The organism is Actinoplanes sp. NPDC051346 (assembly GCF_040682215.1).
Lineage (GTDB): Bacteria > Actinomycetota > Actinomycetes > Mycobacteriales > Micromonosporaceae > Actinoplanes.
The window spans coordinates 270,963-296,159 of sequence record NZ_JBFBAJ010000004.1 but is presented as its reverse complement, the minus strand read 5'-3'; the positions used below and the strand labels follow the sequence as shown (position 1 = coordinate 296,159).

The 25,197-nt window shown below is 71.0% G+C and carries 28 protein-coding genes; 17 read left to right on the top strand and 11 right to left on the bottom strand.

Annotation, left to right across the window (positions count from 1 at the left end):
• Nucleotides 1–15: 15 nt before the first annotated feature.
• A complete protein-coding gene (locus tag AB0M36_RS12645) occupies nucleotides 16–294 on the bottom strand; it encodes a sigma factor-like helix-turn-helix DNA-binding protein (protein ID WP_364155855.1) in 279 nt (92 codons plus the stop codon).
• A 230-nt stretch (nucleotides 295–524) separates the two neighbouring features.
• A complete protein-coding gene (locus AB0M36_RS12640; RefSeq protein WP_364155853.1) occupies nucleotides 525–857 on the bottom strand; it encodes a glyoxalase superfamily protein in 333 nt (110 codons plus the stop codon).
• A gap of 145 nt (nucleotides 858–1,002) precedes the next feature.
• Between AB0M36_RS12640 and AB0M36_RS12635 the strand changes: the two genes are divergently transcribed.
• From AB0M36_RS12635 to AB0M36_RS12625, 3 genes are read left to right on the top strand one after another with little or no spacing between them, the layout of a single operon-like run.
• On the top strand, nucleotides 1,003–1,374 hold the full coding sequence (locus tag AB0M36_RS12635; protein WP_364155852.1) for a nuclear transport factor 2 family protein: 372 nt from the start codon (nucleotides 1,003–1,005) through the stop codon (nucleotides 1,372–1,374).
• Entirely contained in the window at nucleotides 1,371–2,249 is an 879-nt protein-coding gene (locus AB0M36_RS12630; RefSeq protein WP_364155851.1) for a class I SAM-dependent methyltransferase, read from the top strand. Before AB0M36_RS12635 ends, AB0M36_RS12630 begins: the two co-directional genes overlap by 4 nt.
• A 5-nt stretch (nucleotides 2,250–2,254) precedes the next feature.
• Nucleotides 2,255–3,487: an HDOD domain-containing protein gene (locus AB0M36_RS12625; RefSeq protein ID WP_364156618.1), complete on the top strand. Its 1,233-nt coding sequence runs from the start codon at nucleotides 2,255–2,257 to the stop codon at nucleotides 3,485–3,487.
• A 9-nt stretch (nucleotides 3,488–3,496) separates the two neighbouring features.
• Here AB0M36_RS12625 and AB0M36_RS12620 read toward each other — a convergent pair whose 3' ends face one another.
• Together AB0M36_RS12620 and AB0M36_RS12615 are read right to left on the bottom strand one after the other, a co-directional pair.
• On the bottom strand, nucleotides 3,497–4,234 hold the full coding sequence (locus AB0M36_RS12620; protein ID WP_364155850.1) for an alpha/beta hydrolase family protein: 738 nt from the start codon (nucleotides 4,232–4,234) through the stop codon (nucleotides 3,497–3,499).
• A gap of 48 nt (nucleotides 4,235–4,282) precedes the next feature.
• Entirely contained in the window at nucleotides 4,283–5,284 is a 1,002-nt protein-coding gene (locus AB0M36_RS12615; RefSeq protein ID WP_364155849.1) for a ketoacyl-ACP synthase III, read from the bottom strand.
• A gap of 182 nt (nucleotides 5,285–5,466) precedes the next feature.
• Between AB0M36_RS12615 and AB0M36_RS12610 the strand changes: the two genes are divergently transcribed.
• Together AB0M36_RS12610 and AB0M36_RS12605 are read left to right on the top strand one after the other, a co-directional pair.
• Nucleotides 5,467–7,032, top strand: coding sequence for a M4 family metallopeptidase (locus tag AB0M36_RS12610; RefSeq protein ID WP_364155848.1), 1,566 nt, complete (start codon nucleotides 5,467–5,469; stop codon nucleotides 7,030–7,032).
• Between the two features lie 72 nt (nucleotides 7,033–7,104).
• Nucleotides 7,105–7,368, top strand: coding sequence for a hypothetical protein (locus AB0M36_RS12605; protein ID WP_364155846.1), 264 nt, complete (start codon nucleotides 7,105–7,107; stop codon nucleotides 7,366–7,368).
• Between the two features lie 6 nt (nucleotides 7,369–7,374).
• Here the strand turns inward: AB0M36_RS12605 and AB0M36_RS12600 are convergent, their stop codons facing one another.
• Nucleotides 7,375–7,944, bottom strand: coding sequence for a hypothetical protein (locus AB0M36_RS12600; RefSeq protein WP_364155845.1), 570 nt, complete (start codon nucleotides 7,942–7,944; stop codon nucleotides 7,375–7,377).
• Between the two features lie 124 nt (nucleotides 7,945–8,068).
• Here AB0M36_RS12600 and AB0M36_RS12595 point away from each other — a divergent pair, with 124 nt between their 5' ends.
• Nucleotides 8,069–8,746: a hypothetical protein gene (locus AB0M36_RS12595; protein WP_364155844.1), complete on the top strand. Its 678-nt coding sequence runs from the start codon at nucleotides 8,069–8,071 to the stop codon at nucleotides 8,744–8,746.
• Between the two features lie 205 nt (nucleotides 8,747–8,951).
• Entirely contained in the window at nucleotides 8,952–9,482 is a 531-nt protein-coding gene (locus AB0M36_RS12590) for a hypothetical protein (RefSeq protein ID WP_364155843.1), read from the top strand.
• A 2-nt stretch (nucleotides 9,483–9,484) separates the two neighbouring features.
• On the opposite strand, the gene AB0M36_RS12585 is transcribed toward AB0M36_RS12590, so the two are convergent.
• Nucleotides 9,485–10,291 (bottom strand): polysaccharide deacetylase family protein, encoded by an 807-nt coding sequence (locus tag AB0M36_RS12585; protein ID WP_364155841.1) that lies wholly within the window; start codon nucleotides 10,289–10,291, stop codon nucleotides 9,485–9,487.
• 158 nt (nucleotides 10,292–10,449) lie between these two features.
• On the opposite strand from AB0M36_RS12585, the gene AB0M36_RS12580 reads away from it, so the two are divergent.
• Genes AB0M36_RS12580 through AB0M36_RS12570 form a run of 3 tightly spaced genes read left to right on the top strand, consistent with a single transcriptional unit; the run spans nucleotide 10,450 to nucleotide 12,706 of the window.
• On the top strand, nucleotides 10,450–10,779 hold the full coding sequence (locus AB0M36_RS12580; protein ID WP_364155840.1) for a type VII secretion target: 330 nt from the start codon (nucleotides 10,450–10,452) through the stop codon (nucleotides 10,777–10,779).
• Nucleotides 10,776–12,140 carry a hypothetical protein gene (locus AB0M36_RS12575; RefSeq protein WP_364155838.1) on the top strand — a complete coding sequence of 455 codons (1,365 nt, stop codon included), beginning with the start codon at nucleotides 10,776–10,778 and terminating at the stop codon, nucleotides 12,138–12,140. Before AB0M36_RS12580 ends, AB0M36_RS12575 begins: the two co-directional genes overlap by 4 nt.
• Nucleotides 12,137–12,706 carry a hypothetical protein gene (locus tag AB0M36_RS12570; protein WP_364155836.1) on the top strand — a complete coding sequence of 190 codons (570 nt, stop codon included), beginning with the start codon at nucleotides 12,137–12,139 and terminating at the stop codon, nucleotides 12,704–12,706. Before AB0M36_RS12575 ends, AB0M36_RS12570 begins: the two co-directional genes overlap by 4 nt.
• On the opposite strand, the gene AB0M36_RS12565 is transcribed toward AB0M36_RS12570, so the two are convergent.
• Entirely contained in the window at nucleotides 12,656–13,840 is a 1,185-nt protein-coding gene (locus AB0M36_RS12565; RefSeq protein WP_364155835.1) for an erythromycin esterase family protein, read from the bottom strand. The two genes, AB0M36_RS12570 and AB0M36_RS12565, sit on opposite strands and share 51 nt — an antisense overlap.
• 81 nt (nucleotides 13,841–13,921) lie before the next feature.
• Between AB0M36_RS12565 and AB0M36_RS12560 the strand changes: the two genes are divergently transcribed.
• Entirely contained in the window at nucleotides 13,922–14,617 is a 696-nt protein-coding gene (locus AB0M36_RS12560; protein WP_364155834.1) for a TioE family transcriptional regulator, read from the top strand.
• Nucleotides 14,618–14,625: 8 nt separating this feature from the next.
• On the opposite strand, the gene AB0M36_RS12555 is transcribed toward AB0M36_RS12560, so the two are convergent.
• The gene (locus AB0M36_RS12555) at nucleotides 14,626–15,051 is read right to left on the bottom strand and encodes an MmcQ/YjbR family DNA-binding protein (protein ID WP_364155832.1); all 426 of its coding nucleotides are present in this window, start codon (nucleotides 15,049–15,051) and stop codon (nucleotides 14,626–14,628) included.
• 68 nt (nucleotides 15,052–15,119) lie between these two features.
• Entirely contained in the window at nucleotides 15,120–17,993 is a 2,874-nt protein-coding gene (locus tag AB0M36_RS12550) for a M36 family metallopeptidase (protein ID WP_364155831.1), read from the bottom strand.
• Nucleotides 17,994–18,143: 150 nt separating this feature from the next.
• On the opposite strand from AB0M36_RS12550, the gene AB0M36_RS12545 reads away from it, so the two are divergent.
• The 3 genes from AB0M36_RS12545 to AB0M36_RS12535 are packed head-to-tail and all read left to right on the top strand — an operon-like array spanning nucleotide 18,144 to nucleotide 22,146.
• Nucleotides 18,144–19,610, top strand: coding sequence for an FAD-linked oxidase C-terminal domain-containing protein (locus tag AB0M36_RS12545; RefSeq protein WP_364155829.1), 1,467 nt, complete (start codon nucleotides 18,144–18,146; stop codon nucleotides 19,608–19,610).
• Nucleotides 19,610–20,752 carry an FAD-binding oxidoreductase gene (locus AB0M36_RS12540; RefSeq protein ID WP_364155827.1) on the top strand — a complete coding sequence of 381 codons (1,143 nt, stop codon included), beginning with the start codon at nucleotides 19,610–19,612 and terminating at the stop codon, nucleotides 20,750–20,752. The genes AB0M36_RS12545 and AB0M36_RS12540 overlap by 1 nt, the downstream gene beginning before the upstream one ends.
• Nucleotides 20,752–22,146: a heterodisulfide reductase-related iron-sulfur binding cluster gene (locus AB0M36_RS12535; RefSeq protein WP_364155826.1), complete on the top strand. Its 1,395-nt coding sequence runs from the start codon at nucleotides 20,752–20,754 to the stop codon at nucleotides 22,144–22,146. Before AB0M36_RS12540 ends, AB0M36_RS12535 begins: the two co-directional genes overlap by 1 nt.
• Here AB0M36_RS12535 and AB0M36_RS12530 read toward each other — a convergent pair.
• Complete coding sequence (locus tag AB0M36_RS12530) at nucleotides 22,119–22,691, bottom strand: TetR family transcriptional regulator C-terminal domain-containing protein (protein ID WP_364155825.1); 573 nt, start codon at nucleotides 22,689–22,691, stop codon at nucleotides 22,119–22,121. The two genes, AB0M36_RS12535 and AB0M36_RS12530, sit on opposite strands and share 28 nt — an antisense overlap.
• Before the next feature lie 66 nt (nucleotides 22,692–22,757).
• Between AB0M36_RS12530 and AB0M36_RS12525 the strand changes: the two genes are divergently transcribed.
• Both AB0M36_RS12525 and AB0M36_RS12520 read left to right on the top strand, forming a co-directional pair.
• Nucleotides 22,758–23,342, top strand: coding sequence for a hypothetical protein (locus AB0M36_RS12525; RefSeq protein WP_364155824.1), 585 nt, complete (start codon nucleotides 22,758–22,760; stop codon nucleotides 23,340–23,342).
• A 45-nt stretch (nucleotides 23,343–23,387) separates the two neighbouring features.
• The gene (locus tag AB0M36_RS12520) at nucleotides 23,388–24,236 is read left to right on the top strand and encodes an SGNH/GDSL hydrolase family protein (protein ID WP_364155822.1); all 849 of its coding nucleotides are present in this window, start codon (nucleotides 23,388–23,390) and stop codon (nucleotides 24,234–24,236) included.
• On the opposite strand, the gene AB0M36_RS12515 is transcribed toward AB0M36_RS12520, so the two are convergent.
• Nucleotides 24,194–24,517, bottom strand: a complete 324-nt coding sequence (locus AB0M36_RS12515) for a putative quinol monooxygenase (protein ID WP_364155821.1) — start codon at nucleotides 24,515–24,517, stop codon at nucleotides 24,194–24,196. The genes AB0M36_RS12520 and AB0M36_RS12515 overlap by 43 nt on opposite strands.
• Nucleotides 24,518–24,763: 246 nt before the next feature.
• Between AB0M36_RS12515 and AB0M36_RS12510 the strand changes: the two genes are divergently transcribed.
• Nucleotides 24,764–25,195 carry a hypothetical protein gene (locus AB0M36_RS12510; RefSeq protein ID WP_364155819.1) on the top strand — a complete coding sequence of 144 codons (432 nt, stop codon included), beginning with the start codon at nucleotides 24,764–24,766 and terminating at the stop codon, nucleotides 25,193–25,195.
• The last annotated feature ends 2 nt before the right edge of the window (nucleotides 25,196–25,197 follow it).

Genomic DNA, 25,197 nt, shown 5'->3' with positions numbered 1-25,197 from the left:
CCTCCGTGGGACTCCTCAGTGGGACTCCGTTGAGTCAGCGGAGCAAGGGTCGGCGTGAACTCGGCGGTAGGTGTCCACCATGAGGGACAGACCGCGCATCGCCTGGTAGAGCCGGGCGTTCGCCGCGTCCGGTGCGAGACCGAGCTCTCGCGCCGCCTCGCGGGTCGTCCGACCCTGGAAGTACGTCGCAACGATGATCTCCAGATGCGAAGTGGGCAGGCTCCGCAACAGAAACTCCATCGGCGACCCTCGGGTCTCGCCGACCAGCAACGAGTCGGCATGTCTAGTCAGCATCCTCAGCACTCTGGTCACCTGAGACCCGCGTCACCAGTGCGCACCTGCGACGTAGTTGACCGGTCACCGGCTGCGAAGAAGATGGGGCCGGACCAGCCGCTCCGAAGTTTCCCGCGAGCGTTCAGCTGAGATGGTCGCAGTACGGGTTGCACCGTCGACCGAGGGCATGCGCGAGTTCTCGCAGGAGCTTTGCCAACCGCTCGACGAGGTTACTCACGCGCCGCCGGGCGTCAGTGCTGAGCGGCGCCTATCCGGAGTCGGTTCCCGTCCGGGTCCCGCAGGTGTATTTCCCGTCCCCACGGGGCCTCTTCGATCGCGACTCCGAACTCGGCGGCCACGGCGTCGAGGTCGCCGATGTGGAGGTACAGGAGCGTGTCGGGACGGGCGTCGTCGCGGTGTTCCGACAGGAAGATCCGCATAGGACCTCGCGAGACGCACAGGAAGAGCGGAAAGCCGGGCTCGAACCGGTGCTCCCACTGGCTGACGAACCCGAGCCGGGCGTACCAGTCCGCCGACGCCCGGGCGTCGTCGGTTCGCAGGATTGGCGTGATCATCTCGTCCATGGCGCCATCCTGGCAGGCCGCTTGGAAGGCTCGCGCGGCGCACCTTGTCGGCGCCGGGCGGGTGGGACGCGCGGTAAATGTGGTGCCGGGGGTTCGGGCGGCTGTCATGCTGCGCCGGCACATCAGCGCCGGGAGGGATCATCGTATGCAGTTCGCCGAGGCCGTCGACCATCATCTCGCCACCATCGCCGGTCGTGATCTGGAGGCGTTTCTCGCCACCGTGCACGACGAGGTCGCCCTCGTCGCCCCGGATGGGCGGATGGTGGCGGGGCGTGAGGAGGTGGCCGCCTTCCATCGGGGCTGGTTCGCCGATCCCGACTGGACGTGGCGGCTCGAGCCGATGCGTCTCACTCAGGCCGGTGACACGGGGCTCGCCACGTACGCCGTCAGCTACGACGACCTGGACGCGGACGGTCGGCCGTACGCGATGAGCTATGTGTTGACGTTGGTCTTCGCGCGGGTCGGGGGGACCTGGCTGCTGGTGCACGATCAGAACACGCTTAGCTCGAGGGCATGACCGACTTCTTCGACGAAGCGACCCGGGCCCGGATGGCGAGCATCGAGGCGAACTGGGACGAGCGCACCCCGATCCATGTGGCGAGCCGGTTCTACGACGTCGCCGGGCGCGATCCGCGGGACTGGTTCGCCGAATACGAGTGGGCGGACCTGGGAGACCTCGCCGGGCTCGACGTGCTGCACCTGCAATGCCATCTGGGCACCGAGACCGTCGCGTTCGCCCTGCGTGGCGCGCGCAGCGTCACCGGCCTCGACCTGTCCGGCGCCGCGGTCGCCGAGGCCCGGCGGATCGCCGGCGACCGGGGCGCCGAGGTCGAGTACGTGCGCGGCAACGTCTACGACGCCGCGGAGATTCTGGGCCGGGGTCGGTTCGACGTCGTCTACACCGGCAAGGGCGCGCTGTGTTATCTGCCCGATCTGGAGCGTTGGGCGGCGGTGCTGGCCGAGCTGCTGCGGCCCGGCGGCCGGGCATACATTGTCGAGTTTCATCCCGCCCTGGTGTCGCTCGGACTGGTTCCCGGCGACCCGGAGGAGACGGCGTTGGTGCTGCGTAACGATCTGATCGGTGGGCGGGGCCCGGCGGAGCTCGATGCCACGCGCACCTACACCGACGGGCCGGCGCTGACCGAGGCGACGACCAGTTACGAGTGGGCGCACGGGTTGGGCGAGGTCGTCACCGCGCTCAGTGGGGCCGGGCTGCGGATCCGGTCGCTGCGCGAGAGCGACGAGTTGCCCTGGCCACGGTGGCCCCACATGCACCGCACGTCCCGCGGATGGTGGCGACTGCCAGAGTCCGCTCCGAGAGTGCCCCTGTTCTACGCCCTGCTCGCAGAAGCCTCAAGCCGGGGCCGGGACGGCCGATCAAAGACGACGTGAACCCCATGGTGCCGTACCCGTTGCCGGGCACTCAGCTCGTGCATGTCGGCCGGCAGCCGATCTTCGACGTGACCGGCGACGTCGTCGCCTACGAGCTGCTGTTCCGCGGCAGCATGGAGGCGGTCGAGGCCGGCCGCCGCGACACGTACGCGACCAGCCAGGTCATCGTCAACACGTTCACCGAGTTCGGCATCGACGAGGTCGTCGGCGACCGTACCTGCTTCATCAACATGACGCGCGAGTTCCTCACCGGCGAGCTCACCCTGCCGTTCGGGCCCGAGCACGTGGTGCTGGAGGTGCTGGAGACGGTCGACGTCGACGATGAGGTCGTCGCCGGCGTCACCGCGCTCGCCGCCCAGGGCTACCGGATCGCGCTGGACGACTTCGTCTGGGGTTCGGGCCACGAGCAGCTGCTGCCGCTGGCCGACTTCGTCAAGGTGGACCTGCTGGCGGCGGATCCGGGGCATCTCGACGCGGTCGTCGAGGCCTGCCGGGAGTATCCCAGGATCCAGATCGTGGCCGAGGGCCTGGAGACGGGCGAGCAGCTGGCGCTGAGCAACCGGTACGGCTTCGAGCTGCGCCAGGGCTACGTGCTCAGCCGCCCGCAGGTGCTGACGGCGGCCAGCCTGACCCCGTCGAAGCTGCGCCGCCTCGAGCTCATCGGGGTCCTGTCCGCCTCGGACGCCGACCTGGAACAGGTGCTGGCCATCATCGCGCGCGACCCGGCCCTGACCATGCGGGTGCTGCGGGCCAGCAACTCGGCCGCCGCCGGATCCTCCACCCGGGTGTCCTCCGTGCGCCAGGCCGTCGTCATGCTCGGCCTCGCGCACATCCGGCAGTGGGCGATGCTCATGGTCGTCGACGACGTCGCGGAGGCGACCGAGGTGCAGATGGCGGACGCGCTGACCCGCGCGCGGCTCTGCGAGAACGTCGCGCCGGCGTTCGGCGCGAACGCCGACGCCGCGTTCATGGCCGGGTTGATCACCGCGGTGGCCCAGATGATCGGGCTGACCCCGGCGGCGATCGCGCACCAGCTGCCGTTGAGCACGGAGATCGCCAAGGCTCTGGAGCGCGGGACCGGCAAGCTGGGCCAGGTGCTGCGGGTGGTCAACGCGTACGAGCGTGGCGACCTGAGCGCGGTGGCCGCGGCCTACTCCGGCGACGACCTCTCCGGCACGGTCATGGCGGCGATGCGCTGGTCGACGATGGCGGTCGCGGCGACCCAGACCGCCGCGTAACGACGGCGATCACCGGCCGGGCGTCGTCAGCCGGCCGCCGAGGGCCGCCAGTTCCACCGCGTCGACGGCGAGCGGCAGACCGGCACGCACCGCGCGAACGACGGCATCGACACAGTGGGCGACCAGCTCCGGAGCATCCGCGGGGATCTGGTGACCCACGCCCTCGGCGATGATCAACGGCGCTCCGGACCGGCGGGCGAGGATCTGTTGGTAGGTCTCCCACAGGTCGGTGATCGCCGGATGTGGCAGCGGTTCGTTCCAGCGGTGTGCCTCGCTGGCCACCACGATGGACGGAACCGCCGGTGGCACCGCACGCAGCACCTCCACCTCTCCCACGACCATGTCGAGGGGCGTACCCCCGTCCTTGATCGGTGTCAGACCGTCCCAGAGCCGCTGCCGTGGGATGGAGCAGTCGATGTAGACCATGCCGGCCACGCGGGCGGGGTGCCGGTCGGCGAAGAGCCGGGCGATGTTCCCGCCGAACGAGTGCCCGACGATGATCGCCGGCTCGGTGACGGCGGCCTCGTCGAGAAGGTCGGCGAGCTCGCCGGCGAACGCGCTGTGCGGTAACGGCTGGTACAGCGCTCGCCGGGGCGGCGCGCCACCGGTGCCGGGCCGGTCGTAGGTCACGGTCGTCACGCCGGTCGACAGCTTGCCGGGGACGGGTTCCCACACGTCGGCACCGGAGTCGAGCTGGGAGATGAACACGACCGGCGGCGCTTCCCCGGCCCGCACGTGGGCAGCCATATGGCGAATTCTATCTATCCACTCCGCTCAGGCGGCCCGCGGCGACGCTCAGGCGGCGTGCCAGCGCAGCAGGGCCGCGCCCACGGACATCCCGCCGCCGAACCCGGCGAGCAGCACGAGATCCCCATCGCCCAGCGCGCCGGAGCGCGCGGCCGCGTCCAGCGCGACCGCCACCGAGGCACTCCCGGTGTTGCCGTAACGCTCCAGCACCAGATGGGTACGCGCGTGGCTCAGGCCCGCGGCCTCCACGAGTTCGGAGATCATCATGCCGTTCGCCTGATGCGGCACGAAGTGGTCGACCTCGGCCGCGGTGACGCCGGCCCGCTTGAGCAGGTCGTGCAGGACCGGCGGCACGCCGTCCATGACGAAGTCACGGACGCCGCGGCCGTTCATCCGGAAGAAATGGTCGCCCGCGGCGACGGTCTCGGCGGAGGCGGGCAGCCGGCTTCCGCCGGCCTTGACGTGGATCAGCCCGTGCGCGTCCCCGCGGCTCACCAGCTCCCGATCGACGATTCCGTACGGCGCCGGCACGGCACCGACGACAGCGGCGCCCGCGCCGTCGCCGAAGAGGATCGCGGTGCGGCGGTCATCGAAGTCCAGGATGCGCGAGTACACGTCGGCGGCGACGACCAGGACGACCGCGTCGGGCCGGACGGCGACGAGGCTCTCGGCGAGGGCCAGGCCGAAGACGAAACCGGCACAGACGACGTTGATGTCGAAGCTGGCGGCCCGGTGCGCGCCGAGCGCGTGCTGCACGAGCGACGCGGTCGGCGGCTGCGGCGAGTCCCCGGTCGAGGTCGACACGATGAGGTAGTCGATCCGGTCGGCGGGGATGCCGGCGCTCTCCAGCGCGGCGGCCGCGGCGCGGATGGCCAGGTCGGAGGTGGCCTGGTCGGGTGCGGCGAAGCGGCGGGCCTCGATCAGCGTCTTGCGGGAGATCCACTCGGCGGTGGTGTCCGGCACCCGCTCCACCAGGGCCTCGTTGGTGACCTCGTGCTCGGGCACGTACGAGCCCGTACCGAGGATGCCGGCGCGCGGTGTGGAGTGCATGACCGCTTTCATCGGCCCCGCGGCGGCGTGCTTGAGAGATCGACGGCGAAATGTTGTCAGTGACGTCCATATATGTACCTCTGAGTCACAAGTTTGTCACCGAAAGGTCTTCCCATTTCGCGAGGTATTCACAAAGATCTATGCCAGTCGGCCACACCCGGTCGGCCACGAGAGGAGAATCGGTGCGCACCAGAGCCATCGTCACCGCCACCACGCTGGCCGCCTCGGCAGCGCTCGCCGCTCCCGTCGCGGCGCAGGCAGCCGTCGAACCGCAGCCGGTAACCCCCGCCCTCGCCGCCAGCCGCGCCACGAACGCCATCGGCAGCAACCCGGCCGCCTTCGCCGCCGCCGGCTCGGACACCTTCGCCCAGCGCGGCGTGCTGGTCGAGAAGAACGGCGCGAGCCACGTCCACCTCGACCGTACGCACCAGGGGCTGCCGGTCATCGGCGGCGACGTGATCGCCCACCTGAGCGGCGCCGGCGCGCTGAGCGCCGTGACCAAGACGCAGCTCGCGCCCATCACCATGACCACATCTCCGACGCTCACCGCCGCCAAGGCGGTCAAGGCCGCGGCGAAGGCGCTCGGCGGTAGGGCCATCGCCGGCGCACCCACCACCCTGGCCGTGGACGCGATGCCCGCGACGCCGGTGCTCGTGTGGCGCACGGTCGTCACGGTGCCGGACCCCAGCGGCGGCGACGGCGTGACCCACGTGCTGGTCGACGCGCACAGCGGCAAGGTCGTCGACAAGTGGGCCGAGGTGCAGACGGTCGAGGGCACCGGAACCGGCTACAACGTCGGCGCCGTGGAACTGGACACGACCAAGTCCGGCTCGACGTACCAGCTCAAGGACCCCGAGCGCGGCAACAACTACACCGTCGACATGAACAACCGCCGCTTCGGCCAGGGCACCCTGTTCACCGACGCCGACAACGTGTGGGGCACCGGCCAGCTGAACAACCGCCAGACGGTGGCCGTGGACGCGCAGTACAGCGTGGCCGAGACGTGGGACTACTACCTCGAGAAGTTCGGCCGCCGGGGCATCGCGGGCGACGGCAAGGGCAGCTTCAACAAGGTGCACTACGGCAACCGGTACAACAACGCCGGCTGGTCCGACACCTGCTTCTGCATGATCTACGGTGACGGCGACGGCACCAACTACGGCCCGTTCGCCTCGCTGGACGTCGGCGGCCACGAGATGACCCACGGCGTCACCTCCCGCACGGCGGGCCTCGTCTACAGTGGCGAGTCCGGCGGCATCAACGAGTCGATGAGCGACGTCTTCGGCACGCTGGTCGAGTTCCACTCCAACAACAGCTCCGACGTCGCCGACTACCTGATCGGCGAGGAGATCGCGCTCGACCACACGCCGCTGCGCTACATGGACGACCCGTCCAAGGACGGCGACTCGGCGAGCTGCTGGAGCAGCACGGTCGGCAACCTCAACGTGCACTACTCGTCCGGCGTCGGCAACCACGCCTTCTTCCTGCTCGCCGTCGGCAGCGGCGCCCACACCATCAACGGCGTCCAGTACAACAGCCCGACGTGCAACAACAGCACGGTGACCGGCATCGGCAACGACAAGGCCGGAGCGATCTTCTACAAGGCGCTCACCACGTACATGACCTCGAGCACCAAGTACGCCCAGGCCCGCACGGCGACCCTCAACGCCGCCCGCGACCTCTACGGCGCCGGCAGCGCCGAGTACAACGCCACCGCCGCCGCGTGGTCCGCGGTCAACGTGGCCTGAACCATCGCACCAGCACCGCGGGGCCGCGCGTCGTGACGCGCGGCCCCGCGCCGCGTAGAGATAATCTTGACTGTGACCAACTGGGAATACGCACGCCTCGAATACCGGGCGGCCGGAACCTTCGGCGCCGACCGCTTCATGGACTGGACGGCCACGTTCTACCACCCGGGCGGCGTGCTGCGCTGGGGCACCGACGAACGCTTCGACGACCTCAGCCACCTGAACCGCGCGGGCGCGGCCGGCTGGCAGGCGTACGACCGCGCCGCCATCCACGTCATCAACGAACCGCACCGCCTGCACGGCGTCACGTATTCGATGCGCCGCCCGCTTCCCTAGCGCGACTCAGCGGGCCAGGCAGGTGCCGTCGGGCAGCCTTCCACCGACCCGCGCCGACCCGGCACCCACCGAATCCTGGGACAGGTAGCCGAGCAGACAGGCCGCTCCGGCCTCGACCGCGTACAGCACGGCGCCGGCCGGTGCGGGATCATCCGCCCGGGCCGTCCGGACGACCACCCCCGGAAAGCCGGCCGCCGTCAGCGCGTCGCGCACGTCGTCGACGTCGGGCGCGGCGACGAGCCGCCGGCACACGTTCGCCGCCACGGGCTCACATCCGGCCCGGTGCTCCCGCGAGCCTTCGGCGGCCTGGTCCACCGCCGGCGCGAGCCGGGTGGCCGTTTCCCGCTCCTCGGGCGTCAGGCGGGTCCTGCGGGCGATGTCGGCGCCGATCCGAGCGCAGTACGCGTCGTCGATCCGGGGTGGGGCCGCGCATACGACGGCGAACTGCTCCGCGGGCGCGGCGCCGGCCGCAGCGGGATCGCCTACCGCGGGGCCGTCGGCGGAGGCGGGCGAAGAACGGATCGACATCAGCCACGGAACGCCGGCAGCGGCGACGGAGGCGATGATGAAGATCACAAGCGTAGCCAGCCAGATCCGATGTGTACGCGGCCTTTGCCCGGGAATCGGCGACAGACTGTCATCGAAACCCCTCGTCATGGTGACCAGCCTAGGGGCGCCGATGGTCTATCGTCCCGCAGCCATGGAGATCATCGGCTACGGGCTTCGACTCACGGCAACTGACGCGGTCCAGGTCGGCAGGGCCGGCGACGCGGGCAAGCACCCGGACATGCTGCTGTCGGCGTCCGTGGCGGACGGGCGGCTCACCAACAACGTCGTGACCGTCGACGACGGGCGCGCCTCGCTCATGATGGAGCCGGCCGTCGGCGGTCTGCGCGCGACGGCCGAGCCGGCCGCCGACGACCAGACCTACTGGACCCTGTCCCAGGCGGGCATGCTCTGCCGCTGGCCGGAGGGAATGCGGGTCGTTACCGCCGACCCGGACGCCACCGTCTGGAGTGTGGAGTTCCACGGCGCCGACGGCGCGCTCGTCATGCTGCGGGGTCCTCGCTGCGCCGGCGGCGGGCTCGTGCCGCCACCGGACCAGCTGATCGGACCCGGGCAGGAACTGCTCGCGTCGGACATGGCGGCGGACGAGATGTGGATGGAGTTGCGCCACGTCCGCGAAGGCGAGGCGTGGTGGCAGCGACACCGGTACGCCGTGCTCGCACCAAACGACCTGCTGGTGGTCACCGGTCAGGCGCGCGAGGGCGACGAGGACGACGTCCGCCGAGCCGTCGACGTCGTCGTCCGCGGTCTGCGGCTCGACGTGCCACCGGCGGCGCCCCGCCCGAAACGGCGGTTCTTTTCGCGGCGGTAGCGGAACCTTTACAGAAGTCTCACAGCACGTCGATCAAGCGCTGACGTCGGATGCCTAGGTTCGTGGCATGACGTCAAACATGGCGGCGGGGGTTGGTGGGGTGTCGAGGGTGTGGCCCGTGCTCGCGGGGCTGGGACAGCCGCGCGGCTGTCGACGCGTAGGGCCCGGGCCGTCCCCTAGCCGAGCCAAGCCTAAGAGAGGTTTTATGTCTGCCCCGGTTCTCCACCAGGCGCCCCCTCCCTTCGCGGTGCGAAGTGGGCGCTGGCTGGTGATTCGCCACCTGCTCACCACGGCGGTCACGGTCCTGGCGATGATGGCCCTATGGGCACTGTTGAGCGCGCCCTTCGTCGCGCTTTTCATCATCGACGACGAATTCTCGACCTCGGAGTATGCCGGAGCCGCCCTGTGGGTGTCCGGTGTCGTAGGCGTCGCGACCCTGGCGATGACGCCCGTCGCCGTGGGCCTGGAGCGGCTCGTGCTCCGTGGCGGCAGAGCGTGGACAGTGATGGCGGCGCTCCTGCCGATCGCCTTGGTCGTGGCGATAGCGGTGTGCGTCGTCGCCGCTTTCAAGGTCATCGAGTCGGACACGGCCTACGGAGCCGTCGCCATCGCGGTCCTGCTCATGGTCGTACTCGTCATCTACTGGCCGACGTTGTGGACACTCAACCTCGCCAGCTACGTGCTGCGCCGAGCCCGCCACACCCAACGACTTCAGCGCACCCAATGGGGTGGCTGAGCCTACGGGACGTAGTCCTCGAGGAGGGCCGGCGTCAGGCCGGCCTTCTTGATGGCACGCAGCGCGGAGATGAAGTCCTCCACGAACGCCTCTCGAAAGTGCATGAGGATGATGTCGCCCGGCTGGACGCGGCGCCCCTCCTGGAAGCGGACCTTGCCCTTGTGGACGGTCTCCTTCCACATGAAGCCCGCCTTCATCCGGCAGTCGCGCGCCGCCTTCAGGGTCGTCGCGTCCTGGTTGCCGAAGGGCGGGCGGAAGAGCGTCGGGCGGCGCCCGTACCACTTCGCCAGCCGGTCGGCCGCGCCGCAGAGCTCACGCTTCTGGAATTCGTACGACTGGCCGCGCAGGCTGGTGTGCGTGATCGTGTGGGACTCGACCACCGCCCCGGCCTTGATCATCGGTCGGAAGTACTCCGGGTCGTCCTTGATCGCATCGGTGGTCAGGAACAACGTCACGGGTACGCCCGCGGCCTCGATCAGCTTCGGCGCCTCGGGATGCTTGAGGAAACCGTCGTCGATCGTCAGAAACGCCACCTTGTTCTTCGTCGGAATGCTCAGCAGATAGGGCGCGCTGTCCCCCGGCGGCAGAGTGATCTTGTCAGGCGTGGGCGCGGGCCCGAACACGGGAATGTCCGAGTCACGCCACCCGTCGTGCTGACGGTCGGGGCGGGCCGCGGGCGGCCCGGACGCCGACGGTACGGCGGAGGGCGCCGGCCCGGCTTCCTTCTTGGCCTCGGGACTTTGCGCGGCGGAGCAACCCGTCAGGACCAGGGCCGCCGTCACCGCGGTGAGCGCACGCATGATCGACATGGCCGACATGATGGTGATCACCGTGTCAGGCTGCCGTGAAGTGTCTCCGAGCGCCCGGACAACGACGCACTGTCACCACCACTTGCCGCCTTCTCGCCGGCGCCATAGAGTGCGACAAATCGGGGGAAGGAATGCCATGAGGGACGAGGACGACCGTCATGCCCGGTGACGAGATCCAGTTCCCGGCGGCGGCCGTCGCGCGCCACGCCGCCAGCGTCGACGGCATCGCCGACGCCGTCCGCCAGGCCCGCTCGGCGGTCCAGGAGGTCACCATGGACTCCCAGGCGTACGGGCAGCTCTGCCAGTTCCTCCCCACCCTGCTGACCCCCCTCTTCGAGCTGGCGGTCGACGCCCTCGACGACGCCGACGACGCCCTGCGCGACACCGCGCAAGGCCTACGCGCCGTCGCCGCCAGCACCACGGCGACGGACGAAGCGGCCGGCCGAAGGGTGCGAACGGCCGGCGCCCTCCCCGAACTGCCGCTGTGAGCACCAGCCCCCTCGTAGCCCCGAGCCACGACTCCACCACCTGGGCCACCGGCCTCGGCCTGATCGGGGACGCCACCGACATCACCAACGGCATCCGCGCCAACAGCTGGGTCGATGCCACCCTCGGCGGCGTCGGCGCCTCCCTCGACCTGCTCTCCCTCGCGGTCGATCCCCTCGGCACCCTCGTCTCGTGGGGCGTCTCGTGGCTGATGGAGCACGTCAAACCGCTCAAAGACGCCCTCGACCGGCTCGCCGGCAACGCCGACGACATCGCCAGCCACGCCGCCACGTGGGCCAACGTCGCCGCCTTCACCGACCGGGCCCGCCAGGAATACGCCGACCGCCTCCGCGCCGAGGCCACCGACTGGTTCGGCGCGGCCGGCGACGCGTACCGCGCGCACGCCGGAACGCACACGCAGACCCTGGAGGGCCTCGCCACCGCGGCCCGCGGCATCTCCTACGCCGTGGAGGGCGCCGGGCTCCTGGTCGCCCTGGTCCGCGGCATCGTCCGCGACCTGATCGCGGAGTTCATCGGCACCCTCGCCGCCCGGCTGCCGCAATGGCTCGCCGCGGAGGGACTGACCCTCGGCCTGGCCAGCCCGGTCGTGATCGGGCAGGTCGCCGCGCTCGTGGCCAAATGGTCCAACAAGATCCAGCACTTCGTCCGAGCCCTGCTCAACAGCCTGCGCCGCCTCCACCCGATGCTCGACCAACTCGCCGACATCCTCGCCAAACTACGCCGACGCGGCACCCCCGCCGCCTCCCGACCGAGCGAGTTCCGACCCGACTTTCCGCGCGGCGCCGACTTCGTCGACACCGGCGACGGGTTCAGCGATCACGCGGCCGACGCCTACCGTCGCATCCGCGACAGCCCTGGTGACACCTCTCTGGCCGCCACCAACACCGGCATCGACCCGAGGATCCTCGAGGGGATGCGTCAGAACCTTTTCGTCGAGCAGCACGATATCGCGCTCGGCCCCCACCAGGTGGAGCGCGGCTACTTCACTCCGGACGACGACATCGCCGACCTGTGGGACGGCGCGACCCATGGCACCCTGAACGCGGAGGACCTGCATCGCTTCCGGAACCTGGCCGCTCATGAGTACGTCGAGAACAGGCTGATGGCAGCGGGCCTGCCCTACCGGTCGTCGCACCCCGACGCGTTCGACGCCGACGGGGTGAGCATCCTCAGTCGCGACCATCCCGGAGCACATGATCTGGCTCCCAATCACTGGCGGCCGGAGAATCCTTTGCAACACTGGCAAACCTTCGGCATCGACGGCTCCGAGCTCCGGATGGCCGATGACCTCTCGAATCTGGATGAGATAGTCGACGCTGCCCTGCGAGGATTGGGACGATGACAGCCAATGAAGCCGTACTCGCCATGGCCGCCCGCCTAAGCGCCATCGACTACGCCCGTCATGGTGACAAGGCGTGGTCGAAGGCCGCGCTGCTCAAGGAATACTGTCGTCGCATAGCGCACTGGGCAGCCGCCTACGGCTGTGAGACCAGAGGCCCGTTCTTCGACCTCGCCCTGTGTATCGACCCCGGCGTCCGTGCCGACCAAGAGGTCGTGGACCGGGTTATCGAGACGGTGCGGTCCGGCGCCTCGAACGCCATCACCCAGGTGGCACCTTTCATCCTTCACTGGGCGGCGCTGCGAGCCACGCCCGGCATCGACGTGCCGCCTGATCTGGACGATCCCTTCGAGCCGCTGATTCTCCTCTTCGAGCGCGACGGCGGATTCCACATCGAGAAGGGCTCGGTCGAACTCGAATACCTTTCGATGCCCATGAGAATCTGGCGCAACTTCGCGGATCGGCCGCCGATGCCCAGCTTCGCCGCTGCGGACCTTGACGAGATCGATCGGGCGGGGTCACTCGCCCAGTTCGGTTATGTCATGGGACCCGATGGTCTGCCCACCTGACGGCTGGCCGGTGACGTGCATGATCGCGTCGGCACCCTCGACCGTCGCCTGGTCGAGGGGGAAGTAACCCTGTCGCGGGACGGTGTCCGTGCGCGTGCGAGCCGGGGACACCTCGCCGGCCGGGATCAGGCCCCAGCCGGTGACGCGACCCTGCAGGAAGCCTTCGAAGGTGTCCGGCGCGGGCTCCCCCAGCTCGAGCGCCCCACTGCGCCCGAGGCTGCCCGCGATGAAGGAGTAGCTCTCGGCCCGTACGGAGTCGACGATGGCGCCGGCGCCGAACCACTGGGCGCTGAGGTCGCCCATGCTCCAGGAGCTTCCGTTTCGTTGCAGGTGGGCGTTGTGGGCGAAGAGCATTGTGGGGCCACGCCGCGCCTCGATGCCGCGGATGTCGAGCAGGTTGCGGGCCATCAGGGTGTCCCGGGTGGTGAGGAGGAGGCTGATGCGGTCGCTCTGTCCGTGGGGCTGGGCCGCCTGCCAGTGGTAGTGGAGCAGTCCCAGGCCGGCGTCGAGGTGCGTCCTGGCCCGGAGCCACTCAGCGCGCGAGGTTGTCGCGGTCAGCTCTGGGGCTTGGGCGTACAGCTTCGTGAGCAGGTCCTCGCCGATTCTTCGCAGCTGTTCGGCTTCGGGCGTGGCGCCCATGGACATGGTGAAGTCGAGGATCGCCTCGTCGCGGCTCCAGCGGTTGTCGTCGCCGGCGATGCCCGCGATGTCGAGGTTGTCGAGGTGGAGGTAGTCGCGGGCGTACTCGAAATAGCTTCTTGGGCTGGGTGCGCTGGTGTTCTCGGTCGGGATGTCGAAACCGTGGAAGGTCAGGCGTTCCGGCGCCGGTCTGTCCCGGTTGTACTCCCGCATCCGGGCGACCAGGCGCCGATTGGCATCGAGGGCGCCGAAGGCGTGGGAGAAGCCCTCGCTCATCACCGAGTCGAGGTTTCCGGTGCCGTTGCTGACGTAGTCGTCGACGGCGAACGCGGCCACGCGATCGGTCTCGAGGGCGATCGAGCGGAAGCCGAGCTCGACGAGCTGGGCGAAGAGTTCGTTGCGGACCGCGCCGAAGGCGGGCTCCTGGTGAGTCGGTTCGCCGAGGGCGAGAAGGTCACACGGCTCGGGGACGAAGGCTCGGATGTCCTGGCTCATGTGGCTCAAACGTACCATTGAAACTTCGTTGGAGACTTTGCGTGCCGTGACGTGCGGGATACCGGGGTAAAGTCTCGAACCGTGCGACCAGCCGACCTTGCTCGTGAGCATGGGCTCTCGACCCAGGCGGTGCGCAATTACGAGCGGGACGGGTTCATTCCGCCCGCCGAGCGCACGCGCAGCGGCTACCGGGTCTACACCGGAGTTCACGCGGCCGCGTTGCGTGCCTATCTGGCGCTCGTCGCGGCCCATGGATACCCGGCCGCCGGCCAGATCATGAACGCGCTGCACGGTGGCGCGCTCGACGACGCGCTCATCGTCATCGATCGCGGTCACGGCCAGCTGCTGCGCGACCGGGACACGCTCGCCTCGGTACGCGAAGCGGTGGCCGGCCTGCCCCCGGGGCCGGACAAAGCCGCCGACTCCGGCGTGTTGACGATCGGTGAGCTCGCGCGCCGGCTGCGGGTTACTCCGGCGACCGTACGCATCTGGGAAAGCGCCGGCATCCTCTCCCCCGCGCGCGATCCGACCACCGGCTATCGGGTGTTTCGCGCGAGCGACACCCGCGACGCCGAGCTGGCCCACCTGCTGCGTCGCGGAGGATACCCATTGGACCGGATAGCGACCGTGGTCCATCAGGTCCGCACGGCGGGCGGCACGGAGACGCTCTCCCGAGCCCTGGAGGACTGGCAGCGACGGCTGACCGCGCGGGGCGTCGCCATGCTCGACGCCGCCTCCCTGCTCAGCCAATATCTAAGCTGCTCAGCCAATAGCTGAGGAGGGGGTCAGGCCGGGGGGTGTTCCTTCAGCCAGGCGTCCGCCCGACGCGCCGAGGCGCGGGACAGCCACGCGTCCTGGACCAGCTCGGCCAGCTCCCCGCGCGTCAGCTCACCGACCCGGCAGGCCCGCAGCAACACCGAGGGATGGCCCTTGAAGTGTGCCGTCGTGAAGAACGGTGACGTCTCGTCCTGAAGCAGGGCCTGCTTGTCCGCCTCCGACTCGACCCAGAAGACGATGACGTCCGCATAGCGTTCCCCGGTGTCGGGGTCGACCGCGTCCGGCCGGGGATTGCGGAAGAAGATGAAGGATTTCCGGCCCACCTGGTAGACCGGGTTGTCGCCGGTGCCGTACTCGACGGTCACGTGCGGCATGGCCGATGCCAGCTCGTGCACGTCCTCGACCCGGGCCGGCTGGTCGTCGTCGTGGGACACGTGCCCAACCTAGCCGACGCCGGCCGTGGGGTGCGCGGCCGCCACCGCACACCCCACGGCTGTCTCTGTCAGCTGCTGAACACCTGGAATTCCGCGGCGATCGCCGACCCCGCCGCCGGGGAGACGGTGGTGCAGTCGGTGCTGGAACGGGGGTCGTTCTCCTGCTCGCCGGCGTACAGCGGGTTGCCCGTGCACTGGTTGCTCAGCACGCGGAGCTTGACGTGCGTGGCCGGTGTCGGGCGCACGGAGAAGGACTTCATCACCAGGTTCGGCACCTTGGGCCGGAACTGGCCGGTGTCGAAGGCGTTCACCGGGCTGGTGTACGCCACCCGGTACCCGGCGTCGCTGGCGCAGTCCGCGCCCACCGCCGCGTTGCACGTGAGGATCTCGAACTGGCGCACCGTGCTGTACATGGTCGAGGTCGGCGCGCCAGCGCCCGGGAAGGCGCTGAGCTGGACGCGGGAGACGAGCTTCGGCGCGTCCGTGGGCAGGTCGACCGTGACCTGGCGGCCGGCCACGCCGCCGGTGGCGGTCCAGGCCGTGCCCTCGGCGTCGTCGGCGAGCCGGCCGGGGGCGGCGCCGTCGCCGGTGACGGTGGCACCGGAGGCCGCCGAGGCGAGGTTCGTCGGCATGACCACGCCGACTCCGGTGGTGACGCCGGGGTAGACGGTCTGGGTGAACCGCTTGTGGCCGAAGCCCACGCCGATCGCCAGGAAGCGGTAGGTGCCCGGGGCCAGCGTCACGGTGTCCGGCAGGGCGGTGGCCGGGTCGGTGTCGGCGACCGGGACCGATCCGAAGTCGTAGTCGCCGATGTAGAGGCGGACCGGCTTGCCGGCGGCCTCGCCGAGAGCCTTGAACGTCACCTCGGAGTTCTCCACGGACGGCGAGGCGAAGCTGGGCACCGGATCGCTGTCCGACGGGCCACTGGCGGCGCCGGCGCCCATGCCGCGGGCGGCGAACGCGTTCCAGAGCAGGTCGGCGTTCGCTCCGCCGAAGCGCAACGCGTCCGCGGTGATCATGTTGTCGCGCATGTCGAGCATGCTGATCGAGCCGGTCGCGGCCAGCAGGTACGAGTCGAAGACGAGCTGCACCCAGCGCCGGTTGCCCGGGCACTCGGTCGCCGGGGTGGTCCCCGCCGCGCAGCTCTCCTGCTGCGCCCGGGTGCCCGCACCGTAGCGGGCGATGAGGGCCCGGCGGACGTCGAAGTTCGTCGCGCTCCAGATCTCGCCGTCGGAGTGCACGGCCGGGCCACGGTCGTACCCCACGTTGGAGTAGTTCAGGGCGCTGTTGCTCATGTCGTAGTTGCGGATGCCGGTGACGACGTCGCCGGTCACATAGCCGCCGGTCACGTACGGCGTGTTGCCGCGCGGGGCGTAGCCGCTCTCGAACAGGTACTCCATCGCGAGCAGGTCCGACCAGCTCTCCCCCATCGCGCCGCCCTGCGACGAGGCGATGCCGCTGTCCGGGCCGGCGATCATGCGGTTGCTGATGGCGTGGCCGTACTCGTGCCCGATGACCGTCATGTCGAAGTCACCGTCGACGCACGGCGGGTACGCGGCGCCGGCGAACGGCTGCCACATGTACATGTTGCTGGTCGGCTGCATGCCGTCCGGCGGGGTGGCCTGGTTGGCGTTGTTGCGGGTGGTCGCGGTGGCCGCGCCCTGCTGGGCGTTGCCGCGCTCGGCGTCGGCGGCCTTGCCGTACGCGCCGGTGTTGACCTTCTGCAGGTTCCAGGTCGCCTCGGTGAAGCCGAGCCGGTACGACCAGTCGTGCATCCGGTTGTGCATCGCGAACAGGTTGGCGGTGGCCGCGTCGGCGTCCGCCTGCTCGGGCGTGGTCAGCGAGTTCGGGTCGCACTTGCTGGCGTTCCACTGGTTGGTGAACGGGTAGACGTACTCCCGGTCGGCCTTGGCGGCGGCGGGCACCGCGGGGTTGCCGTTGCCCCACAGCCGCACGGTCTCGGCCGAGTTGCCCATCGTGGTGAGGCTCGACGTGCCGGTGGTGGCGTCGACGTCCCACGCCTTGCCGGTGGCCGGGTCGAGCACCTGCCGGGTGCAGCCGGTGGCCGTCGTGACGCACCACGTCTGCCGGACGTCCGCGCCGCCCGCGGGCGGCGTGGCCGGGAAGACCTTCCAGTGCGGGTCGTTCTCGGCGAAGTTCACCAGGTTCTCGCGTACGAGGATCCGGCCGTCGATCGCGTCCACATAGGTCGTGTAGGCCAGCGGGTGGTCGGCGTCGTTCGCCATGACGACCACTTCGTAGGCCGCGCGGGGCTCGGCGCCGGGCATCGGCACGGCCACCAGCCGCACCCGCGAGTCGGCGAGCTTCTCGCGCGGGATCTTCGCGTCGGCGAGGGCTCCGGCGAGGGCGTCCTCGGGCTGCAGACGGGCCGCGGTGGGCGCGGCCGTTCGCGGGCTCAGCGACGAGGTGACCCGCAGGACGTCGCCGCCCTTGACCGCGACGGCGACCAGGCCGTCGTGAGCGGCGGGCAGGCCTCCGTAGCGCTGACGCAACAGCACGACGGTGCCGTCGCCGACCTTCGTGGTGGCGACGGTCTCGAGGTCGTCGACCGCGGCCCGGCGCAGCGCGAAGAGGCCGAGGCTGTTCTTGAGGTAACGGCGGGCCACGGTGTCGGCGTTACCCGCCGGCCCGGTGGCGAGCCTGCCCTTGAGCGCGGTGACCGACGCCGGCGTGCCGAGCTTGTTCCACCGGGTGACGATGTTGGCGTCGCGGACGAGGGCGCGCTGGGCCGAGGTGGGCGCGGCGGGGCCGCCGCGGTTGTCGACGAAGGAGTACTCCTCGTCGAGGTGCTCGCCGGTCAGCGGCGTGGCCGCGGCGGGTGACGGGTGGGAGGGCGCCGCGCTCGCGCCGAGGGGCGCGGACGCGATCATCGTGGTAGCGGCGAGGATTCCGGCGACGGCGGACCGTCTACGTATGCGCACGCAAGCCTCCTGGGATCGGCCTGGGGGATCTCTCCAGACGACCGAGACTGTACGGGAACATAGACGTTCATAGATAAACTTTCTGTTGCGGTAATGACGTACGTCGATGTCTTGCCGGCCTTGCTAAGTTGTCCCCCAGGGAGGTCGCCGATGACTTCGCTCGAGGAGCTTGCCGCCACGCTGCGGACCGCGCTGGGCGCCGACCGGATCGTGTCGGACCGCCAGGAACTGCGGACCTACGAGTGCGACGGCCTCGCCCATTACAAGGTCACGCCCGGGCTCGTCGTGCTGCCCCGCGACGCGACCGAGTGCGCCGTGACCATCCGGGCGTGCGCCGCGGCCGGCGTGCCGTTCGTGGCCCGGGGCTCGGGCACCGGCCTGTCGGGCGGCGCGCTCCCGCACGCCGACGGGGTGCTCGTGGTGACCTCGAAGATGCGCGAGATCGTCGAGATCGCGCCGCAGGACGAACGGGCGGTCGTCGAGCCCGGCGTGATCAACCTGCACGTGAGCACGGCGGCCGCGCCGCACGGCTACTATTACGCGCCCGATCCGTCGAGCCAGCAGATCTGTTCGATCGGCGGCAACGTCGCGGAGAATTCCGGCGGCGCGCACTGCCTGAAGTACGGCTTCACCACTAACCACGTGCTCGGCGCGGAGATCGTCACGCCGGACGGGACGGTCGTCGAGCTGGGTGGGCGGGCGCCGGACACGCCCGGCTACGACCTGCTCGGCGCGTTCGTCGGGTCGGAGGGCACGCTGGGGGTCGCGACCCGGGTCACCGTACGCCTGACCCGGTTGCCGGAATCCGTTCGTACGCTGCTCGCCGCCTTCGCGACCACCGACCAGGCCGGCGCCGCCACCTCCGCGATCATCGCCGCCGGGGTGGTCCCGGCGGCGATCGAGATGATGGACGCCCTCGCGATCGAGGCCGCCGAAGCGGCCGTGGCCTGCGGTTATCCCCCGGGCGCCGGGGCGGTGCTCATCGTCGAGCTGGACGGCCCGGCCGCCGAGGTCGAGGCCCAGTTCGCGCGGGTCACCGCCCTCTGCGAGGCCGCCGGCGCGACCGAGCTGCGGATCGCGGCGGACGCGGGCGAGCGGGCGCTGATCTGGAAGGGCCGCAAGTCCGCGTTCGCGGCGGTGGGCCGGATCAGCCCCGACTACATCGTCCAGGACGGCGTGATCCCGCGGACCGCTCTGCCCGAGGTGCTGCACCGCATCGGCGAGGTCGCGCACGCGCGCGGTGTCCGGGTGGCGAACGTCTTCCACGCCGGCGACGGCAACCTGCATCCCCTGGTGCTCTTCGACGCCGCGACCGAGGGCGAGGCCGAACGGGCCGAGGAGGTGTCCGGAGCGATCATCGACCTCTGCATCGAGTACGGCGGCTCGATCACCGGCGAGCACGGCGTCGGCGCGGACAAGGCGAAGTACATGCCACGGATGTTCACCGCGGACGACCTGGAGACCATGCACCTGCTGCGCTGCGCGTTCGATCCGGCCGGGCTGGCCAACCCCGGAAAGATCTTCCCCACCCCGCGCCTGTGCGGCGAGGTGCCGCGCCGGCACCACGCGGCGGATCCGCCTCCCGCCGCTCCGCCTTGCGCCGCGGAGATCTTCTGATGGGCTGGCAACCCGCCACCGACGACGATGTGGTCGCGGGCCGCCGGGCCCGGTTCGTGGTCGCGCCGGCCTCCACTGAGGAAGTGTCGTCCGTGCTGCGCGCGGCCGCGGCGGAAGACCTGGCCGTGGTGATCCGTGGCGGCGGCACCAAGCTGGACTGGGGAATGCCGCCGGGCCGGCTCGACCTCATCGTCGACACCCACCGCCTGCGCGGCGTCGTGGAGCACGCGGCCGGTGACCTGATCGCCGTGGTGCGCGCCGGCACTCCCCTCGACGAGCTGGACTTCGGCACCCAGCAGCTCGCCCTCGACTCACCGCTGCCCGGCGCCACCGTGGGCGGCGCGGTCGCGGCCGGCACCAGCGGCCCGCGCCGCCTGCATTACGGCACGGCCCGCGACCTGATCATCGGCATGACGGTGGTCCGGCCGGACGGCGCGGTCACCCGCTCCGGCGGCAAGGTGGTCAAGAACGTCGCCGGGTACGACCTGGGCAAGCTGTTCGCCGGCTCCTACGGCACCCTCGGTCTGATCACCGAGTGCGCCTTCCGCCTGCATCCGGTGCCCCCGGCCCGCGCCGTGGTGCTCCGCGACGCACCCGCCGCCGAGCTCGGAGCACTGCTCGCCGCGGTCCGGGCCGAGCAGGTGGCGCCCAGCGCGGTCGAGATCAACCGGATCGGCCTCGGCCTTGGCACCGTCGCGGTGCTCGTGGAGGGCACCGCCGAGGGGGTCCGGGACCGGGCTGCCCGGCTCGAGAAGTGCCTGTCAGGCTCGATCGGCGAGCTTCCGCCATGGTGGGGCGTTCTGCCGTGGCCGAGCGACGGCGTCGGCCTCAAGCTCACCGCCGCGCTGTCCGGGGTGCCATCGCTGCTGGCGGCCGCGCCGGAGGTCACGATCCGGGGTTCGGCGGGAGCGGGTGTGCTCTACGCGCACGTCGTCGAGGACATCCCGGAGACGATCGCGCTGCTGCGGGCCGCCGCCGGCCGCGCCGGAGGGCACGCCGTCGTGCTGACCGCACCGGAGGCGGTCCGCCCGCACCTCGACATGTGGGGACCGGTGCCGGCGCTGTCGCTCATGCGCCGGGTCAAGGACCGCTTCGATCCCGGGCACCGCTTCGCCCCCGGCCGCTTCGTAGGAGGCATCTGATGGTCGACGCCACCCGGGGTACGAACGACGCACCGCCCGACGTCCTCGGCCCGGTCGCCGGCACACCCGCCTTCGACGCCGACCGCCCGCCCAGCGCCGCCCTCGCCGGCGACTGCGTCCACTGCGGCTTCTGCCTTCCCACCTGCCCGACGTACACGCTCTGGGGTGAGGAGGCGGACTCGCCGCGCGGCCGGATCTACCTGATCCAGGCCGGGCTGGACGGCGAGCCGATGAGCGACTCGATGGTCCGGCACGTCGACCGGTGCCTGGGTTGCATGGCGTGCGTCACGGCCTGCCCGTCCGGGGTCCGCTACGACCGGTTGATCGAGGACACCCGGGCGCAGGTCGAGCGGCGCCACGACCGGACTCCCCGGCAACGGGCACTGCGGGCGGCGATCTTCGCGCTCTTTCCGTACCCGCGGCGGCTGCGGTTGCTGCGGGGGCCGCTGCGGGCGTACCAGGCGAGCGGCCTGCGGCGGCTGGTCGCCCGCACCGATCTGACGCGGCGGCTCGGGCCGACCCTCGCCACGGTGGAATCGCTGGCCCCGCGCCTGCGGACGGTCCCCCGCCCGCCGCGGCTGGTGCCGGCCGTCGGCGCACGGCGGGCCACCGTCGGCGTCCTGACCGGCTGCGTGCAGAGCGCGTTCTTCCCGGAAGTGAACTCCGCGACGATCCGAATTCTCGCCGCGGAGGGCTGCGATGTCATCATCCCGCCGGCGCAGGGCTGCTGCGGCGCGCTCAGCGTCCACAACGGGCGCAGGCCCGAGGCTCAGCGCTTCGCCCGGCGCATCGTCGACACGTTCTCCCGCGCGGGCGTCGACCGGGTCGTGGTCAACGCGGCGGGCTGCGGCTCGGCGATGAAGGAGTACGCCGAACTGCTGAGCGACGACCCCGCGTACGCCGCACCCGCCGCCGCCTTCGCCGCACGGGTGCGGGACCTGTCGGAGCTGCTGGTCGAGCTGGGACCGGTCGCGAGGAGGCACCCGCTGCCGGTCACCGTCGCCTACCACGACGCGTGCCATCTCGCGCACGCCCAGGGCATCCGCTCCCAGCCACGCGCGCTGCTGGCGGGCATCCCCGAGCTGACCGTACGGGAGATCGCCGACCCGGAGATCTGCTGCGGCTCGGCGGGCGTGTGGAACGTCCTGAATCCCGGGCCGGCGGCCGAGCTGGGCGAGCGCAAGGCCCGCGCGGTGCTGGCCACCGGCGCGGAGCTGCTGGTCACCGCCAATCCGGGGTGCCTCATGCAGGTCGCCGCCGCGGTCCGACGCCTCGGCGGACAGGTGGCGATGGCACACACCGCCCAGGTGCTGGACGCGTCGCTGCGCGGCCTCGGCCCCGGCGCGCTGCTGCCGCCGGGAGACCCTCAGCCCCGCACGAGGTCGTCCAGGTAGGCGGACAGCTCCGCGGCGGCCTCGTCCGGGGTGAGGTGGCCGGCGAGGACGTGCACGGTCAGACCGTCGACGACCGCGTGCAGGCGCCGGGCCGCGCGTTCGTGGTCGGCGCCCGCCGGCAGCAGGTGCCCCGCCAGCTCGAGGCAGAACCCGGCCATGCCACTGAAGTGCAGGCGCTGGACCCGGGCGAGTTCCGGGTCGCCGAGGCCGAGCGCGAGGAAGGCGAAGGCGATCGACGACTCCACGTGACGCCGGTCGTCCAGGGGCATCGTCTCGCGCAGCAGTGCCTCCGCTGCCTGGCGTACGGTGCCCTCCGGCCTCATGGTCTCCAGCCGGTGGGTGACCGTGGCGATCACCTCCTCGCAGGCGAAGGCGAGCAGCTCGGCGCGGGTGGCGAAGTAGTGCCGCAGTGCGCCGGAGGACCACCCCGACTCGGCGGCCACCGCCCGGATGGAGACCTCGGCGACCCCGTCGCGGGCGATGACGCGCCAGACCGCGGCGGCCAGCTCCCGGCGGCGGGCGGCGTGATCCACGACCTTCGGCATGTGCCGATTATCGCACGAGTGTGTTATCAAGGTAATAACACGACCGTGTGAGAAAGGGAGGACGACATGATCGCCGCGATCATCGCCTGCGAGGTCGGTTTCTGGGTGCTGCTGGCGGCCGGCCTGGCCGCCCGGTACCTGTTCAGACGCCGGAGGCTGAGCACGGCCCTGCTCTGGTCGGTGCCGCTGGTGGACGTGCTGCTCCTGGCCATCGCCGTCGCCGACCTGCGAGGTGGCGGCGAGGCGCACCTGGCCCACGGTCTGTCCGCGGTCTACCTGGGGGTGTCGGTCGTCCTCGGCCACCGGATGATCCGCTGGGCCGACCGGCACGCCAGCCACCGCTTCGCGGGCGGCCCCCCGCCGCCGCGCCCACCGCGGGCCGGGCGCGCCCACGCCGCCCACGTACGCCGGCAGTGGCTGGAGCACTTTGGGTCGTACGCCGCCGCGGCCGCCATCCTGGGCGTCTTCACGCTGCTGGTGGGCGATCTGGAGCGGACCCTGCCGCTCTGGTCGGTAATGAGGCCCTGGGGCGTGGCGGTGGTGATCGACTTCATCATCTCGATCAGCTACACGTTCTCGCCGCGTCGCGAAGCGCCGGGAGAAGCGGAACCGGATTCACGAATCGCCGCGCGCCGGTCGGTGGATGTGTGAGGCAATGGGATTCGCGCTTCGACCCCGAATCCCGGGAGGACATCCGTGCATCGACGCGGGCTTCCGCTGGTCGTCGCGGCGGTGCTCGTGCCGGCCGCGACCCTCGCCATGGTCAGCGTCGGCCGGGCCCAGTCCCCGGCCCGGCCGGCGGCGCGACCCGGCACGCCGCCGGCGTCCACCGCCCAGGGCGCGCCGGCGCGATCCGGGCGGGCGGCGGGCGGCGGCGGCCCGGTGCGGGTCATGGCGCTCGGCGATTCGATCACCGGCTCCCCCGGCTGCTGGCGGGCGCTGCTGTGGCGCGGCCTCCCGGCACACCGCGTGGACTTCGTCGGCACCAGGCCCGGCCGCCGCTGCGGGTTCGCCCACGACGGCCACAACGAGGGGCACAGCGGCTACCTGGCCACCGAGGTGGCGGCGCGGGAACTGCTCCCGGGCTGGCTCTCGGCCACCGAGCCGGAGGTGGTGATGATGCACCTCGGCACCAACGACGTCTGGAGGAACCGTCCGGCCACGACGATCCTGGCGGCCTTCACCACGCTCGTCGACCAGATGCGCGCGGCCGACCCGGAGATGAGGATCATCGTCGCGCAGATCCTGCCGATGGAGCCGAAGGACTGCGCCGCGTGCGGGCGGCGGGTGGTCGAACTGAACGCCGCCCTGCCCGGCTGGGCCGCGTCCCGGTCCACCGCGCGGTCCCCGATCTCGGTGGTGGACCAGTGGACCGGCTTCGACACCGCCACCGACACCTCGGACGGCGTCCACCCGAACCGGACGGGCGACCGCAAGATCGCCCGCCGGTGGCACCCGGCCGTCCTCGCGGCGGTCACGGGCCGCCAGCTCGCCCGGCGCGATCAGTCGACCGCCAGCTCGCCCAGCTCGGACCAGTCGTCCTGATCCACCGTCTGGCTGATGATCCGCGGCGTCGACCGCAGGTGTGGCGGCAGGTCCCGTCGCGCCTGCGCGAAGTGCGCGGAGTTCACGTGCGCCGCGCCCGCCGCGTCGTCACGGAACGCCTCGACCAGGACGTACTCGTCCGGGTCGTCGAGGCCGCGGTACCAGTCGAACCACAGGCAGCCCGGCTCCGCCCGGGTCGCCCGGGTGAACGCGGCCGTGATCTCCGGCCATCGCGGCGCGGACTCCGGTTTGACGAGGAACTTCGCGGTAATGAAGATCATCGTTGCCATCCTCTCGCGCGGTCGCGGCGGTTTCGGTGTCCATCATGCCGAGAAGCCGACGAAAGCGCTCGGTGATCGCGCCGATGCACAGTGGACTGCGATTCCGTGCCCGCTCCCACTTCTCCGAAGCCTTCAGATGGTGCCAACGCGCTAAATCGAAGCAGTGTTGACACCGACGATCAGTGCGCGGAAGCTACGAGCAGTCAGCCGTTGCATCCGATCAGTCACCACCGCTGAGGATCCGCTGTGGACCTCGCCAAAGCCGGACAGATTGCCCTGATCATGCTCTCGCCCACGCTGGCCGTGGGCGTTGCGCTCTACGCACCACGCGTCGCCCGGGCCCTGTGGCAGGTGGCCCGGCGGCGGGACGAACCGCCGCGTACGCACACCCCACCGATCGAGCAGCTCGCCACGGACCTGCGACGGCTGCTGCGTCAGCACGACGAACTCCGCACCAGCACCCGGCAGGGGCCGCGCGAGGTGCGGCTGCGTGCCCTGGAAGCGGCCATCACCGACCTGGCCGTCGAGGCGGCGCGCGCGCTGAACGTGCCGGCCGCCGCGCCCGACGCGCACGCGGGCATGCCCCGGCCCACGCTAAGCCGACTGCTGCGCGACCTGACCGACGCGGGCCTGGTCCTGCCCGCCGTCGGCCTGCTGGCGGGTGATCGCCCGCGCTGACC

Coding starts and splice junctions, on each gene's coding strand:
- AB0M36_RS12595 (WP_364155844.1), top strand. CDS start 8,069: ATGGAGATCATCGGCTACGGGCTTCGACTCACGGCAACTGACGCGGTC.
- AB0M36_RS12640 (WP_364155853.1), bottom strand. CDS start 857: ATGGACGAGATGATCACGCCAATCCTGCGAACCGACGACGCCCGGGCG.
- AB0M36_RS12525 (WP_364155824.1), top strand. CDS start 22,758: ATGATCGCCGCGATCATCGCCTGCGAGGTCGGTTTCTGGGTGCTGCTG.
- AB0M36_RS12590 (WP_364155843.1), top strand. CDS start 8,952: ATGTCTGCCCCGGTTCTCCACCAGGCGCCCCCTCCCTTCGCGGTGCGA.
- AB0M36_RS12515 (WP_364155821.1), bottom strand. CDS start 24,517: ATGATCTTCATTACCGCGAAGTTCCTCGTCAAACCGGAGTCCGCGCCG.
- AB0M36_RS12540 (WP_364155827.1), top strand. CDS start 19,610: ATGGGCTGGCAACCCGCCACCGACGACGATGTGGTCGCGGGCCGCCGG.
- AB0M36_RS12645 (WP_364155855.1), bottom strand. CDS start 294: ATGCTGACTAGACATGCCGACTCGTTGCTGGTCGGCGAGACCCGAGGG.
- AB0M36_RS12615 (WP_364155849.1), bottom strand. CDS start 5,284: ATGCACTCCACACCGCGCGCCGGCATCCTCGGTACGGGCTCGTACGTG.
- AB0M36_RS12570 (WP_364155836.1), top strand. CDS start 12,137: ATGACAGCCAATGAAGCCGTACTCGCCATGGCCGCCCGCCTAAGCGCC.
- AB0M36_RS12585 (WP_364155841.1), bottom strand. CDS start 10,291: ATGTCGATCATGCGTGCGCTCACCGCGGTGACGGCGGCCCTGGTCCTG.
- AB0M36_RS12625 (WP_364156618.1), top strand. CDS start 2,255: ATGGTGCCGTACCCGTTGCCGGGCACTCAGCTCGTGCATGTCGGCCGG.
- AB0M36_RS12580 (WP_364155840.1), top strand. CDS start 10,450: ATGCCCGGTGACGAGATCCAGTTCCCGGCGGCGGCCGTCGCGCGCCAC.
- AB0M36_RS12545 (WP_364155829.1), top strand. CDS start 18,144: ATGACTTCGCTCGAGGAGCTTGCCGCCACGCTGCGGACCGCGCTGGGC.
- AB0M36_RS12530 (WP_364155825.1), bottom strand. CDS start 22,691: ATGCCGAAGGTCGTGGATCACGCCGCCCGCCGCCGGGAGCTGGCCGCC.
- AB0M36_RS12535 (WP_364155826.1), top strand. CDS start 20,752: ATGGTCGACGCCACCCGGGGTACGAACGACGCACCGCCCGACGTCCTC.
- AB0M36_RS12620 (WP_364155850.1), bottom strand. CDS start 4,234: ATGGCTGCCCACGTGCGGGCCGGGGAAGCGCCGCCGGTCGTGTTCATC.
- AB0M36_RS12635 (WP_364155852.1), top strand. CDS start 1,003: ATGCAGTTCGCCGAGGCCGTCGACCATCATCTCGCCACCATCGCCGGT.
- AB0M36_RS12630 (WP_364155851.1), top strand. CDS start 1,371: ATGACCGACTTCTTCGACGAAGCGACCCGGGCCCGGATGGCGAGCATC.
- AB0M36_RS12565 (WP_364155835.1), bottom strand. CDS start 13,840: ATGAGCCAGGACATCCGAGCCTTCGTCCCCGAGCCGTGTGACCTTCTC.